At 38.7% G+C, this 15,088-nt stretch carries 15 protein-coding genes and 1 riboswitch; of the genes, 5 read left to right on the top strand and 10 right to left on the bottom strand.

All coding sequences use genetic code 11. From position 1 onward, the window contains the following. The first annotated feature begins 101 nt into the window (after positions 1 to 101). Positions 102 to 1,292, top strand: coding sequence for an amino acid aminotransferase (locus HMPREF3020_RS05900; protein ID WP_070775867.1), 1,191 nt, complete (start codon positions 102 to 104; stop codon positions 1,290 to 1,292). Between the two features lie 98 nt (positions 1,293 to 1,390). On the opposite strand, the gene HMPREF3020_RS05895 is transcribed toward HMPREF3020_RS05900, so the two are convergent. The 5 genes from HMPREF3020_RS05895 to moaA form a co-directional block, all read right to left on the bottom strand. Further along, positions 1,391 to 3,973 carry a YadA-like family protein gene (locus HMPREF3020_RS05895; RefSeq protein WP_070775865.1) on the bottom strand — a complete coding sequence of 861 codons (2,583 nt, stop codon included), beginning with the start codon at positions 3,971 to 3,973 and terminating at the stop codon, positions 1,391 to 1,393. Positions 3,974 to 4,253: 280 nt separating this feature from the next. Further along, a complete protein-coding gene (gene moaE / locus HMPREF3020_RS05890) occupies positions 4,254 to 4,706 on the bottom strand; it encodes a molybdopterin synthase catalytic subunit MoaE (RefSeq protein ID WP_070775864.1) in 453 nt (150 codons plus the stop codon). Further along, positions 4,707 to 4,952: a molybdopterin synthase sulfur carrier subunit gene (gene moaD, locus HMPREF3020_RS05885; protein ID WP_009499890.1), complete on the bottom strand. Its 246-nt coding sequence runs from the start codon at positions 4,950 to 4,952 to the stop codon at positions 4,707 to 4,709. A gap of 1 nt (position 4,953) precedes the next feature. Beyond that, positions 4,954 to 5,436 (bottom strand): cyclic pyranopterin monophosphate synthase MoaC, encoded by a 483-nt coding sequence (gene moaC, locus HMPREF3020_RS05880; RefSeq protein ID WP_070775898.1) that lies wholly within the window; start codon positions 5,434 to 5,436, stop codon positions 4,954 to 4,956. 88 nt (positions 5,437 to 5,524) lie between these two features. Continuing rightward, positions 5,525 to 6,538 (bottom strand): GTP 3',8-cyclase MoaA, encoded by a 1,014-nt coding sequence (gene moaA, locus HMPREF3020_RS05875; protein WP_049355725.1) that lies wholly within the window; start codon positions 6,536 to 6,538, stop codon positions 5,525 to 5,527. Further along, positions 6,527 to 6,668, bottom strand: a riboswitch (molybdenum cofactor riboswitch). Its footprint overlaps the gene before it by 12 nt. A 157-nt stretch (positions 6,669 to 6,825) precedes the next feature. Here moaA and yvcK point away from each other — a divergent pair. Next, positions 6,826 to 7,773, top strand: a complete 948-nt coding sequence (yvcK, locus tag HMPREF3020_RS05870; RefSeq protein ID WP_070775862.1) for a gluconeogenesis factor YvcK family protein — start codon at positions 6,826 to 6,828, stop codon at positions 7,771 to 7,773. A gap of 34 nt (positions 7,774 to 7,807) precedes the next feature. On the opposite strand, the gene thiI is transcribed toward yvcK, so the two are convergent. Further along, a complete protein-coding gene (gene thiI, locus HMPREF3020_RS05865) occupies positions 7,808 to 9,259 on the bottom strand; it encodes a tRNA uracil 4-sulfurtransferase ThiI (RefSeq protein WP_070775860.1) in 1,452 nt (483 codons plus the stop codon). A gap of 167 nt (positions 9,260 to 9,426) precedes the next feature. Here thiI and xseB point away from each other — a divergent pair, with 167 nt between their 5' ends. From xseB to dxs, 3 genes are all read left to right on the top strand, one after another. Then, on the top strand, positions 9,427 to 9,669 hold the full coding sequence (gene xseB, locus HMPREF3020_RS05860; RefSeq protein WP_005696153.1) for an exodeoxyribonuclease VII small subunit: 243 nt from the start codon (positions 9,427 to 9,429) through the stop codon (positions 9,667 to 9,669). Positions 9,670 to 9,672: 3 nt separating this feature from the next. Next, on the top strand, positions 9,673 to 10,566 hold the full coding sequence (gene ispA / locus HMPREF3020_RS05855) for a (2E,6E)-farnesyl diphosphate synthase (protein WP_070775858.1): 894 nt from the start codon (positions 9,673 to 9,675) through the stop codon (positions 10,564 to 10,566). Between the two features lie 69 nt (positions 10,567 to 10,635). Continuing rightward, positions 10,636 to 12,489, top strand: coding sequence for a 1-deoxy-D-xylulose-5-phosphate synthase (gene dxs / locus HMPREF3020_RS05850; protein ID WP_070775857.1), 1,854 nt, complete (start codon positions 10,636 to 10,638; stop codon positions 12,487 to 12,489). 243 nt (positions 12,490 to 12,732) lie between these two features. On the opposite strand, the gene rplT is transcribed toward dxs, so the two are convergent. From rplT to HMPREF3020_RS05830, 4 genes are all read right to left on the bottom strand, one after another. Then, entirely contained in the window at positions 12,733 to 13,086 is a 354-nt protein-coding gene (gene rplT / locus HMPREF3020_RS05845; protein WP_005596075.1) for a 50S ribosomal protein L20, read from the bottom strand. A 65-nt stretch (positions 13,087 to 13,151) separates the two neighbouring features. Further along, on the bottom strand, positions 13,152 to 13,349 hold the full coding sequence (gene rpmI / locus HMPREF3020_RS05840) for a 50S ribosomal protein L35 (RefSeq protein WP_005596065.1): 198 nt from the start codon (positions 13,347 to 13,349) through the stop codon (positions 13,152 to 13,154). Positions 13,350 to 13,547: 198 nt separating this feature from the next. Then, a complete protein-coding gene (gene infC, locus HMPREF3020_RS05835; protein WP_083315443.1) occupies positions 13,548 to 14,090 on the bottom strand; it encodes a translation initiation factor IF-3 in 543 nt (180 codons plus the stop codon). A gap of 145 nt (positions 14,091 to 14,235) precedes the next feature. Continuing rightward, the gene (locus tag HMPREF3020_RS05830) at positions 14,236 to 15,054 is read right to left on the bottom strand and encodes a D-hexose-6-phosphate mutarotase (RefSeq protein ID WP_070775854.1); all 819 of its coding nucleotides are present in this window, start codon (positions 15,052 to 15,054) and stop codon (positions 14,236 to 14,238) included. Between the last annotated feature and the right edge of the window lie 34 nt (positions 15,055 to 15,088).

Raw genomic sequence — 15,088 nt, 5'->3', positions numbered from 1 at the left:
AACATCAAAGTGCGGTTGATTTTTATTAGGTTCTTCTTGATAAAATCTATCGGCTGAAGTATAAATTTACTCATCCCACAACACATACATAAGGAAAAGCTATGTTTGAACATATCAAAGCGGCTCCGGCCGATCCTATCTTAGGCTTAGGCGAAGCATTCAAATCTGAAACGCGTGAAAATAAAATTAATTTAGGTATTGGCGTTTATAAAGATGCACAAGGTACAACGCCAATTATGCGTGCGGTAAAAGAAGCCGAAAAACGCTTATTTGATAACGAAAAAACGAAAAACTATCTGACTATCGATGGTATTGCCGATTATAACGAACGCACAAAAGAGCTCCTTTTCGGTAAAGATTCTGATGTAATTAAAGCAAACCGCGCAAGAACTGCGCAAAGTTTAGGTGGTACAGGTGCATTACGCATTGCTGCGGAATTCATTAAACGCCAAACCAAAGCACAAAATGTGTGGATTAGTACACCAACATGGCCTAACCACAATGCAATTTTCAATGCGGTAGGCATGACGATTCGTGAATATCGTTATTATGATGCTGAACGCAAAGCCCTTGACTGGGAACATTTACTTGAAGATTTAAGCCAAGCAAGCGAAGGCGATGTGGTGCTGTTACACGGTTGCTGCCACAACCCAACTGGTATTGACCCAACCCCTGAACAATGGCAAGAATTAGCTGCGCTTTCAGCAAAAAATGGCTGGTTACCACTCTTTGACTTTGCTTATCAAGGTTTAGCCAATGGCTTAGACCAAGATGCTTACGGTTTACGTGCTTTTGCAGCAAATCATAAAGAATTATTAGTGGCGAGCTCATTCTCTAAAAACTTTGGTTTATACAATGAGCGTGTAGGTGCTTTTACCCTTGTGGCTGAAAATGCAGAAATTGCTTCAACAGCATTAACACAGGTGAAATCAATTATTCGTACCCTCTACTCTAACCCAGCATCTCACGGTGGGGCGACCGTAGCAACGGTGTTAAATGATCCACAACTTCGTCAAGACTGGGAAAATGAATTAACTGAAATGCGTGAACGCATCAAAAAAATGCGCCACTTATTCGTTCAGTTATTAAAAGAATACGGTGCAGAACAAGATTTCAGCTTTATCATGGAACAAAACGGTATGTTCTCTTTCAGCGGCTTATCACCTGAACAAGTTGATCGCTTAAAAGAAGAATTTGCGATTTACGCTGTTCGTTCTGGTCGTATCAATGTGGCTGGGATCACTGAGGACAATATTCGTTATTTATGTGAAAGCATTGTAAAAGTGCTTTAATCAATAAAAACAAAAAGTGCGGTTAAATTTGACCGCACTTTTTTTCATCTCAATATAATAAAAAAAGGCAGATTTTACTCTGCCTTTTTATCAAATAATTACCATTGGTAACCGATGCTTCCGCCCCAGTTTACATCACTGCGGGAATTGATACTTGCACCAACTTTAATCGAAATTTTGTTGTTATCAGAATTTCGGCCATAACCAACTGCGATTGCATTTTCATTGCGATAACCACCAACACCAACAGAAACTAAGCTTTTACCCGCTTCATTTGGACGTTGTAAGAAAGAAATCGCTGTCGCACCTGCAATACCTGCTCGTAATTTACGATCAACGTGATCAATTTTGTTGTCTAAACGATTGATGTTGTTATTAATGTTTTTCACTGCATTATCAACATAGCGTTTATTTACTGCATCAGTTGGGTCTTTCGGATCAGCCACATTTACAATACGATTATTGTGCATATCTAATCCACCATGTGCATGGATAGTACCACCAACGTTAACGTCACCTGTTGTAGTTACATTTTTGAATGTCGGTGTATCAGACACAGCAACGCTTAACACTTTGCCTTTTTTGTGAGTTAATTTAATATTTTTACCCGCATCAAGTGTTAACTTATCCATTTTTGTTGCAGTAGATTGAACCGTTTCTTCTGTCACTTCATTTACAACAGTACCTTCAGATGCACTTGCAGTCACGTTAAATCCACGACCACCTGCATTTTTGATTTCATCTTTGGTTTTTTGTGAAAGATCCACTTTGTAATTGGTTACTGTGGTAACAGAAATACCATTTTTAACTTCTGTTTTTTCACCAACTGTTACTGTAACAGCATCAGAAGCAGCTTCAACTGATGCGGAAGTGTCTTTTGCATTAACGGTGTAAATCGTTTGATTATTCGCACCAGTTTCAGAAGTAACCTCTACATTTGTTCCAGCTTTTACTTCTGTTTTAGCTGCCGCTGCGGCTTTAGTAATATTGGTATTAAGCTCGTTCTTCGCTGCATATAATTGGCTACCATTCACAGCATCTTTACTATCTGCTGAAATTGTACCATTTGATACATGAGTGATTTTTTTATCACCTGCATTAATACCATCTTGATTAATCGTAACAGGTCCTACGGTGAGATTATTAGCTGTAACATTATTAACAGTAATATCATCTTTTAAATTCACTGTAATATTAGCAGCATTATCACCATCTTCAACAACCACTTTGGTATTCTTACCATTCACAAAATTTACTTTGCCATTGGTATTAATACGTGATGTGTCAGTATCATTGTTTTGAATATTAAAGCCTGCATTGTAATACGCTTGATACAACTGGCTACCATTTACTGCGTCGGTTGATTTATCAGTAATTCGACCTGCACCCACATTTTGGATCTGGCGAACAAGTTTTCCATCACCAACAGATACTGCACCTTTTTGAGTTGAAGAAGTACCATTGTAGTTAACTGTCACGCTGCTCTTATCACCAAAATAAGATAAAGCTTTTGCTGTCTTATCAAAATCATTGGCTGCACTACTTGAATAAGAACCCAATGTCACAGAGTTTTCATGCGTACCTTTAGCTTGAGTACCAATCACAACAGCACTAACCCCAGAGACGTTACTAGATGTACCAAGAGCAATAGCATTAACAGCAGAGGAATTACTATTTTTACCAACCGCAACGGCATTCATTGATGAAGCATTAGCATTAGAACCAGTTGCCAATGCATCCACTGCTGAAGCTTTAGATGCATAACCGAAAGCCATTGAACCTCTACCACTAGCATCTGCACCGTTACCTAATGCTGAAGCTCCTACTTCACTCGCTTTAGCCCCATTACCTACAGCAGTCGAAACGATTGCACTAGCGTTTGCACCTGTACCTAAAGCTGTTGCACTTTGAGCTCCAGCATAAGAGCGGCGACCTAACGCGGTGGATTCTTGCCCTTCTGTTACTGCTTGAGAACCAACTGCAATAGAATTATTCGCTCTAGCAGATGCGCCAACGCCTAATGCAGTTGCGCCCCATGCTGAAGCTGATGCACTATCTCCCAATGCTGATGCACTTTGTGCGAGAGCTTTCGAGTTTCGACCAACAGCGGTTGCTAGAGCGCCTGTTGCATTTGCTGTTGCACCAAAGGCTGAAGCCCCTTCACCATCAGCATAAGATGCCACCCCTACAGCAGTTTGGCTATTTCCACCCGCTTTCTCATTAGAAGTTTTAGCCATTAAGCCGATAGCAATTGCGTTTGTACCTTTACCACTATAGGCTCTATTACCAATCGTCACGCCATATTGAGAATTACCATCAGCTTTATCACCTAAAGTTACAGACCAACGTCCTGTATTTGTAGTATTACCACCAATTACTACGCTCTCAGTTGTTTCAGATTTAGCTTTATTACCTAAAACAACAGAATTCCCTGTTGTACCGGTTCCACCAAGGGCTCTCGCACCGATACCTCCAACAATATTTCCTTGATCATTTGATACCACATTGGTTTCAGCCATCGCGCTTGTAGTTGCACCTGCTAAAACTGCAGCGCCAATAATTACATTTAATGTTTTACGTTTATCAGTTTGAGATGATTTACCCACAGATTTGCTTAGTTCTGAAACAGCAATCCAGCATTGGTTTACTGTATTCCAAATAATTTTAAAAACATGATTCATATTAAAGTTTCCTATAATCTAAAAATAAGTAGTCAAGACAAACAAAATCTTGATTCCGAATAAGTATAATAGGAAACTCAGCAATTAACAGATAATTTACAAGATTTTACAAAAGCTGACAAAGAATAGTTTTTTTATGGAGAAGTTAAATGTAATGTAAAGATAAATTAAAGATAAATTAAAGATAAATTAACAACTTAAAGTATATGTATAATTATATACTTATTCTGCTAATAAAAGTAAAAATGGCCATAAAAATGACCATATTTTTTATATTGAATTACCACTTATTTAACGCTTCTTTATCGCTCTCTCTTGCTTCAATCCAACGCTCACCTTGATTGGTTTGTTCTTTTTTCCAGAACGGCGCTTTGGATTTTAAGAAGTCCATAATAAATTCATTGGCGTGGTAAGCATCACCTCGGTGAGCAGAACTGATGCCGACTAAAACAATTTCATCGCCGGTATGCAAAAGTCCTACTCGATGTATCACAGACACTCGCTGGATATCCCAACGGGCTTTAGCCTGTTCTACAATTTCACGTAAGGCTTTTTCCGTCATGGCGGGATAATGTTCTAAGTATAAGCTGGATACCTCATCACCTAAATTAAGATCGCGAACTTTACCCACAAAAATAACCGTTGCGCCAACCGAATGTTGCTCAGAAAGCCATCGGTAAACGGCATTTTGATCAAACGGTTGTTCTTGTACTGAAATTTGAATATCCGTCATTTAACCCCCTGTTACCGGTGGGAAAAATGCAATTTCATCCCCATTTTTGACCGCACTTTCTAATGGCATCAAGGTTTGATTGATAGCGACTAAAAGCTTCCCTTTTTCTAACGCTAACGCCCATCTGTCACCTTTTTGAGCGAGATGTTCACGTACCGCTTCCGCTGTCGCAAAATCGCCTTCAAGCTGAATAGAATCGACGCCAATTAATTCTCGAGTTTGAGCAAAAAATAAAACATTTAACATCTTATTTTTCCTCCGCAATAAAATGGCCGGATTTTCCACCGCTCTTTTCTAACAGACGAACGTGTTCAATCACCATGTCTTTTTGTACGGCTTTACACATATCGTAAATGGTTAAGGCTGCTACGCTTGCTGCCGTTAATGCTTCCATCTCTACGCCGGTTTTTCCAGTTAATTTACAAAGAGATTGAATATGAACTTGATTGGTTTCAAGTAACGGTTCTAAATTCACTTCTACTTTAGAAAGTAACAATGGATGGCAAAGCGGGATAAGTTCCCAAGTACGTTTTGCGGCTTGAATACCTGCAATACGTGCTGTAGCAAATACATCGCCTTTATGATGTTTGCCTTCCACGATCATAGCAAGGGTTTCTTTTGACATAGTCACGATGGCTTCGGCACGAGCTTCACGAACAGTCTCTGCTTTTACAGAAACATCCACCATATTGGCTTCGCCTTGAGAATTGATATGCGTAAATGTAGTCATAATAAAATAAAGTGCGGTTAAAATATTGAATGTTTTACATGTGTGACAAAAGCAAAATAAGTGAATAGCTAAATTCACCTATTTTCTTTTAGCCACCGATAGAGGCTAAATGATTTCTTACGCCACTATCACCGATATGCAAATAATGATGTTCACGTTTGCCTTGCAGTGCAGAAAAAATACGTGCTTGCAAAATATCTTGCTGTTCATGGGATTGCAATAAATCACGTAATTCAATGCCTTCTTCGCCGAATAAACAGAGATGAAGTTTGCCCTTCGCTGATACTCTGAGACGATTACAGCTTGCGCAGAAATTCTTCTCATAAGGCATGATTAAGCCAATTTCGCCTGCATAATCAGGATGCGTGAATACTTTAGCAGGACCATCAGTATGGGATTTGTGTTGTAATTGCCAACCGTTTTGCAGCAATTTATCCGCTAATACTTGTCCTGAAAGATGGAATTTATCAAAGAAACTATCCATTTCGCCCGTTTGCATGAGTTCGATAAAGCGCATTTGAATTGGGCGATCTTTCACCCAAACAAGGAATTGCTCAAACTCTTTGTCATTCAAATTTTTCATCAAAACTGAATTGACTTTGACTTTGTTGTAGCCCACTTCAAATGCACGATCGATACCGCGCATCACGTCATCAAATTTATTGATACCCGTAATTTGATGGAACATTTTCGGATCTAAGCTATCAACACTGACATTAATAGACGTAATCCCTGCTTTCTTCCAATCAGCCACATCTTTTGCCATGCGATAGCCATTTGTCGTGACGGCTAATTGACGGATTCCATCAATATTAGCAATGCTTTCAGCAATAGAAATAAAATCTTTGCGTAAAGTCGGTTCGCCACCCGTTAAACGGATTTTCTCTGTGCCCATTTCAGCAAACGCTTGAGCAAGATGGGTAATTTCTTTTAAGGTTAAGAAACTTGGTTTGTTAGCTTCGGGTTGATAACCATCAGGCAAACAATAGGTACAACGAAAATTACACTGATCGGTAATCGACAGTCGTAGATAGTAATATTGGCGTTGGAAAGGATCGACTAAGCGAGACTCTCCTACGTTCTTGATAGGAATGGATTGCATTTTACACCTTTCTAAATATGGAGAGGATAAACCGTTTCCAGCGTATCCCTGAATAACGTACCGCGTTATTGGCTTGCCGCCGTATTTCTTGTGAAACTTAGGCTAAACAAGCTCGGAGTTATGCGTTAAAAATAAATTGTGTTGGTATTGTAATAAAAGCAAGCGGTTAATAGCAATAATTTGGTAGAATAACCCGACTATATTAATAAAAATAACAGCATTAACTTATATAAAAAAATATATAACATTATTTTTTATAATTATTTATAGGTAAAAAAGGAAGAAAAATGTCCGATTTATCTCGTCACAGCCGTCATGAACATTTAGACGAAATCAAACATATTGTTGCCATTGGTGGTGGTCATGGATTAGGGCGTGTATTATCGGCGCTTAGTTTTATGAAAGAGCGTTTAACCGGTATTGTTACCACCACAGATAACGGCGGTTCAACGGGTCGTATTCGCCAAGAACAAGGTGGTATCGCATGGGGCGATCTACGTAATTGTTTAAACCAAATCATCATTGAGCCAAGCACGGCATCTGCATTATTTGAATACCGCTTTACTGGTGAAGGTGAACTTTCTGGGCATAATTTAGGCAATTTAATGCTCAAAGCCTTAGAAGATATGCATATTCGCCCTATTGAAGCCATTAACTTAATTCGTGAATTACTCAAAGTAAAATCTCACATTATTCCCATGTCAGAAGAACCTGTTCACCTTGCGGCGAGTTTAGGTTCAGGCTCCAGTATTGTCGGTGAAGTGAGCATTGATAATTTAACGGAATTACCTCAATCACTTTTCTTAGTGCCTATGGTTAAAGCCGCACAAGAAGCCATCCAAGCATTAGAGCAAGCGGAAGTCATTTTACTTGGTCCAGGAAGTTTCATGACGAGCATTATGCCACCATTATTATTACCTGAATTAGCGACTGCCCTGTGTAATAGCAAAGCAAAAGTGATTTTTATTGATAATTTAGGGACAGAAATTGGCGCGGCCTCTCAGCTTTCACTGACTGATCGTATTCAGAAAATTAATGAAATTGTCGGTGCCCCTATCATTAATGGCGCCATTACCCCTTATCGCGAACAACAAAGTGCGGTCGATTTGTCTGCCATTTCTTCCGTTAAAATCTTAGCTAAACGCTTGAATGCAGATGATATCAGCTATCGTCATGACAGAACATTACTTGCCAAAGCTATCGATGAATTAGTGGGTGAATTAGATTACGAATAAAAAAACCGCACGTTAAAGTGCGGTCATTTTTTGTTTATTTTTTCCCGAAAACTCTCACATTCGTGAAACCATTTTCTTTTAAATAAAGCGCTTGCAGTTTACTCATCACGCCTCGCTCACAATAAAGCACATAATTTTTACTTTGATCTAATGAACAGAATTGTGAAGATAATTTGTAAAACGGCAATTGCATCACTTGATGCTCGTCTGATTCAAATGGATTTTCATCTGTCTCTTCAGGACTACGAATATCTAAAATAATATCATTTTCACCAAGCACTGAAATGGTATCCACTTCCACCACTCCTTTCTTGGTTTCTTCTGCAATTTGACGGATATCTAAATATTGTGCATTTTCAACCGCACTTTCCAACACGCCAAAATCAAAGTGATTTTCTTCTTCAAGAATTTTTTCACGGACGGCTTTAATCGTTGGATTTTTAGAAATCACCCCACAGAATTCTGGCATTGATTTGGCAATATCATCTGTGCCGATCTCTTTCGCCATCGCAATAATTTGTTCTTTATCATGGGTAATAAGTGGACGTAATACTAACGCATCAGATGCTTCATCAATTAAACGTAAATTGGTCAAGGTTTGGCTCGAAACTTGTCCGAGTGCTTCGCCGGTAACGATAGCTTGAATATCAAAACGTTGTGCAACTTTACTTGCAGCTCGCACCATCATTCGTTTTAACACGACACCCATTTGGCCGTTATCAACTTTCTCTAAAATCTCGCCCACTACGCCTTCAAAAGGAATAGCAATAAAACGGACTTTATGAGATGAGCTATAGCGATTCCAAATATGGTAAGCCATTTGTTTCACGCCAATTTCGTGAGCAGCCCCACCTAAATTGAAGAAACAATAATGCACACGAGAACCACGACGAATAAGCATATAACTGGATACGCCAGAGTCAAAGCCACCTGAAATCAATGAAAGCACGTCTTCTTGTGTCCCAATTGGATAACCACCAAGACCAACATGACGACCTCTCACCAGCATCATTTTGTCATCTTCAATATCAATACGCACCGTCACATCAGGATTTTTTAAGCGTACTTTTGCACTTTCAATATGCTGATTTAAACCACCACCGATATAACGTTCTGCTTCAATGGAACTGAAATCATGTTTACCTTTCCGTTTTACACGTACGCAAAAGGTTTTGTTTTCAAGTTGAGCTGCAACATCCACTAAGGTCAACTCAAAGATATGATGTAAATCGGTAAACGGTTTTTCTTCTACTTCTAAAAAATGATGAATACCTGGAATACGTTGTAAAAGTGCAATCAACTCTTCACGATTGGCTTCATTTTTTGACCGCACTTCGATGTAATCCCAATGACGAACAACCGCTGTTTCTTCATCATATTTTTGTAAAATATTACGGATATTAGAGGTCAAAATTTTCGCGAAACGCTTACGCACGGTTTCGCTTTTAATCATAATTTCAGGAAAAAGTTTAACGATAAATTTCATAATAATCTGTGAATAATAAAAAATGGCCGTATTGTACGCTAAATTCCAGATCCCACAAAGTTCAAATTCTCACGAAAAACTGACCGCACTTTGAAATAAGTTTTTAACATCCCTATAAAAATCAAGTACAATACGGAGCAATTTATTCATCTGAAAAGGATAATTTAATGGCGCGTAAACCAGCAAATGCTGAACCTGATTTTGAAACAACACTTGCACAATTAGAAACCATTGTGACAAAACTTGAAAGCGGTGAATTACCATTAGAAGATGCGCTGAAAGAATTTGAAAACGGCATTAAATTGGCTCAACTTGGTCAAGAACGCTTGCAACAAGCAGAACAACGTATTCAAATTTTGTTACAAAAAAGCGAAACCGCCCCATTAAGTGATTATCAAGGGGACGAGTAATCCATGAGTTATCAATTCGGCACTGAACTCAAACAAGTTCAAGATCGTATTAATCAGTTTTTAACCAATCAATTTGAAGAAATTGACTCTTATAGCGCCCCTTTGCGTGATGCCATGAAATATGGATTATTGTTAGGTGGCAAACGCGTTCGCCCTTTCCTTGTCTATGCAACGGGTAAAATGCTGGGTGCAGAAACACCTGCTTTAGATTACGCGGCTGCAGCCATTGAAGCTATTCACGCTTATTCTTTAATCCATGATGATTTGCCTGCCATGGACAACGATGAACTTCGTCGTGGTCAACCAACTTGTCATATCGCTTTTGATGAAGCTACGGCTATTTTAGCTGGCGATGCATTACAAGCTTTTGCCTTTGAAATTCTTACTGAAGCCCCTTCTCTTTCTGCTGAACAAAAATTGCAATTAGTGAAAGTCTTAGCTCAAGCATCTGGCGTACAAGGCATGTGTTTAGGACAAAGTTTAGATTTAATTTCAGAGCACAAACAAGTTAATTTAGACGAATTAGAGCTTATTCATCGCAACAAAACTGGTGCATTGCTAACAGCCGCATTAAAATTGGGTTTTATCTGTTCGCCTCACTTTGAAAACAAAGAATTAGAACAACAACTAGAACGTTATTCACAAGCTATTGGTCTGGCTTTCCAAGTACAAGATGACATTTTAGATATTGAAGGCGACAGTGCGGAAATCGGCAAACCTGTGGGTTCTGATTTAGGTTTAGATAAAAGCACTTATCCAAAGCTGTTAGGGTTAGAGGGTGCGAAACAAAAAGCACAAGAACTCTATCAAACCGCCTTACATGAATTAGACAATTTACCTTTTGATACCACTGCATTGCGTGCATTAGCTCAATTTATTGTCAATCGTAAAAGTTAATGGTGACAGCACTGACTTTAATTTCTCAAAGTGCGGTCACTTTTTTCACATTTTAGGACTAACGAATATATGAACAACTATCCTCTTTTATCCTTAATTAATTCGCCGGAAGATTTGCGTCTGTTGAATAAAGAGCAGCTTCCGCAGCTTTGTCAGGAATTACGGAGTTATCTGTTGGAGTCCGTTAGTCAAACCAGTGGTCATTTGGCATCAGGTCTTGGTACTGTTGAATTGACTGTTGCACTACACTACATTTTCAAAACCCCTTTTGATCAATTAATTTGGGATGTGGGTCATCAAGCTTATCCACATAAAATTTTGACAGGTCGTCGTGATCAAATGTCTACTATTCGCCAAAAAGGCGGAATTCATCCCTTCCCTTGGCGTGAAGAAAGTGAATTTGATGTATTAAGTGTTGGCCACTCTTCTACTTCAATCAGTGCAGGACTGGGGATTGCTGTCGCGGCAGAACGTGAAAATGCAGGTCGCAAAACTGTTTGTGTTATTGGTGATGGTGCAATCACTGCGGGTATGGCATTTGAAGCCTTAAACCATGCTGGTTCTTTGCATACTGATATGTTGGTCATTTTAAATGACAATGAAATGTCTATTTCTGAAAATGTCGGTGCATTAAATAATCACCTTGCCCGTATTTTCTCTGGTTCATTATATTCAACCGTTCGTGACGGCAGTAAGAAAATCTTAGATAAGGTGCCGACCGTTAAAAACTTTATGAAGAAAACCGAAGAACATATGAAAGGTGTAATGTTCTCTCCAGAAAGTACGCTTTTTGAAGAGCTCGGTTTTAACTATATTGGACCAATTGACGGGCATAATATCGATGAATTAATTGCTACTTTAAGCAATATGCGCGATCTCAAAGGGCCGCAATTCTTACACATCAAAACTAAAAAAGGAAAAGGTTACGAGCCTGCAGAAAAAGATCCTATTGGTTTCCATGGTGTACCAAAATTTGACCCAACAAGCGGCCAACTTCCTAAATCAAATGCCAAACCAACCTATTCAAAAATCTTTGGTGATTGGTTATGCGAAATGGCGGAACAAGACGATAAATTAGTCGGTATTACCCCGGCAATGCGTGAAGGTTCTGGCATGGTAGAATTTTCAGAACGATTCCCACAACAATATTTTGATGTTGCCATCGCAGAGCAACATGCTGTTACCTTTGCAGCCGGTCTTGCAATTGGCGGTTATAAACCTGTTGTAGCAATTTATTCTACCTTCTTACAACGTGCTTATGATCAGCTTATTCACGATGTTGCTATTCAAAACTTACCTGTTCTCTTTGCCATCGATCGTGCCGGTATTGTAGGCGCTGATGGACAAACTCACCAAGGTGCATTTGATTTAAGTTTTATGCGCTGCATTCCGAATATGATCATCATGACACCAAGTGATGAAAATGAATGTCGCCAAATGCTTTATACTGGTTATAAATGTGGTAAACCTGCTGCGGTACGTTATCCGCGTGGAAATGCAATCGGCGTAGAATTAACCCCACTTGCTGAATTAGAAATTGGTCGTTCAAAAATGGTTCGTCAAGGTGAAAAAATCGCGATTCTGAATTTTGGCACACTCTTACCTGCTGCTTTATCTGTGGCAGAAAAACTCAATGCAACTGTTGTCGATATGCGCTTTGTGAAACCAATTGATGAATCTCGCATTCTAGAAATGGCGGATACCCACGACTTCATTGTGACATTGGAAGAAAATGCGATTCAAGGTGGTGCAGGCTCTGCTGTTTCAGAAGTGCTAAATTCTCATGGAAAAACAACCGCACTTTTACAGCTTGGTTTACCAGATATCTTTATTCCGCAAGGAACACAACAAGAAGCACTTGCTGAAATTAAATTAGATGAAAAAGGGATTGAAGAGCAAATCGTTGCCTTTATAAAGGGCTAAATTCGTTCATTTTCGTTTAATTTTGATATTTTTAAAAATTTTTTCAAAAATATCGAACTATTTCAAAAACACACAGTCTGATACATTGCTAGTGCACTGCATATTGCAGTTATCTTTTTGAAGTTTCTTATAAATTAAGACCTCCCCGCTATTCAAGTTTTGAGTAGCGGTTTTTTCTTTTTTGGAGGTCATAAAAAAGGACGCTTTTCAGCGTCCTAATTCTTGAATCTAAACTTTAAAAAATTAAAGTGCAGATTTTGCTTTTTCAACTAATGCAGCGAACGCTACTTTGTCGAATACAGCGATATCAGCAAGGATCTTACGGTCGATTTCAACAGACGCTTTTTTCAAGCCGTTGATGAATTTGCTGTAAGATAAACCATTTTGACGAGCCGCAGCGTTGATACGTGCAATCCATAATTGACGGAATTGACGTTTACGTTGACGACGGTCACGATATGCGTATTGACCAGCTTTGATCACCGCTTGGAAAGCAACGCGATACACGCGTGAACGTGCACCATAATAACCTTTAGCAGCCTTAAGAACTTTCTTATGGCGTGCTCTTGCAATAACACCACGTTTTACACGAGCCATTATTTAATCTCCTATGTAATATTTTAACTAATTTAACTAATCGTACGTTTTGCTTAAATAACGGCTTATGCGTATGGTAAGCAAGCTACTACTAAAACTTGGTCTGCTTTCGCAACCATTGATTTATGACGTAAATGACGTTTACGTTTAGTTGTCTTTTTAGTCAAAATATGACGTAAGTGAGATTGTTTACGTTTGAAACCGCCAGAAGCTGTTTTTTTGAAACGCTTAGCAGCACCACGTACTGTTTTAATTTTAGGCATTGTTAAAATAACTCCGCATTTTAAGTTAAACACATAATTAGGCGAATCCGAAGATTACTTGTAGGCACTAATTATTCCAATATGGCAAATTAAATTGCCCTTCTCCAAAAGCAATTAGGCTGCGTAGTTTGCCCAATGTGCAGTTGTATTCTCACCGAAGTGAAAATTCGATTATCTAGATTAAATCTAAATAAAAAATTATTTTTTCTTAGGTGCTAACACCATTACCGCTTGGCGACCTTCTAATTTACCTGGTGCAGATTCCACTACTGAAATGTGTGCTAAATCGTTTTTAACGCGTTCTAATACGTCTAAACCAATATCTTGGTGAGCCATTTCACGACCACGGAAACGTACGGTAATTTTCGCTTTATCGCCATCTTCTAAGAAACGGATTAAGCTACGTAATTTAACTTGGTAGTCACCTTCGTCAGTACCTGGACGGAATTTAATTTCCTTCACTTGTACGACTTTTTGTTTTTTCTTCTGTTCTTTTGCAGTTTTGCTCTTTTCATAGAGGAACTTGCCGTAGTTCATAATACGACAAACCGGTGGTTCGGCATTTGGACTGATCTCAACTAGATCAAGCGCTGCTTGTTCTGCCATATCTAAGGCCTGTTGAATTGATACAATCCCCGCTTGTTCACCATCTTGGTCAATCAAACGAACTTCTTTTACTCGAATTTCATCGTTAATGCGATTCGGGCGGTTAGCTGCCGGAGCTTTTTTTACGGTTTTGATAATGTTATTCCTTCTATTTATTTAAGATAAAACCCACTGCATTTAAAACAGAAGATTTCTTCAATCATTTGCTATAAAAACAAACAAAAAACGGGCAAAATTTTATAGTATTTGCCACGTTTATGCAACAAGGATTTCTATTCCTTTAAATATCAACTGGTAAAGCACTTATTTCAGCAGAAATACTTTCACCAAATTGAAGTAATTTCTCTAATCTCGCAGTTTCAATACACACCATATTTCGATATCCATCTGCTTTCATTGCACTTGGCGTTTTTTCCCAAGGATTCCATAGCACAATTGAATCGGCATGATGATGGGTAATTTGAATACGTCGATTAAATGCTTGATCCACCAAGAATGTTTTATCTTCCTCTAATGTATAAATACAATCGACGCCTTGTTCTATTCTTCGAGTTGAAGGAACATCAGTATGTTTACCTTGTAATGAGTCATAACAACGGCTTGGTAAATTTTGGACTTCAATTTGTGAAATATCACCAATATTAAAATAACTGTGTAATGCCGCTTGAGCAGGCTCCTGCCCTAAATGCGTTAAAGTCATTGTGCATTTATCGGTAAATTCCATTTTCATTTTGGTTTCAATCACACCATATTCAGAAAAGAGTGAAAATTCTAACCGCACTTTATTCGCTTGCAGATCATAATCACTTAATTGCCACAAACGTAAACGCGCTGTACCGTGTGAAGGCTGTTTAACACCACCAAACCAAGGGTAACAAAGTGGTACACCGCCACGAATTGCCACACCTTGTGTGAAAGGTTCAATCTCACTTAACCAAAAGACATCCTGCTCTGCCCCTTTAGGTTTCCAATTTAATAGCTGTGCCCCTTGTAGTGAAATTCGAGCGGAACCTACAGAGTGATTTAAAGTTAAAACAGGAATTTCATTGATACGTTCTAAAGTTAATTCTGGTGTTAATTGTTGAATTTGAGCTGTCATATTCGCCTCCTTGTGATAAGGCTATTATATAGAA

This window comes from Haemophilus sp. HMSC068C11 (genome assembly GCF_001815355.1).
GTDB lineage: Bacteria > Pseudomonadota > Gammaproteobacteria > Enterobacterales > Pasteurellaceae > Haemophilus_D.
This window is presented reverse-complemented; position numbering and strand designations above follow the sequence as displayed.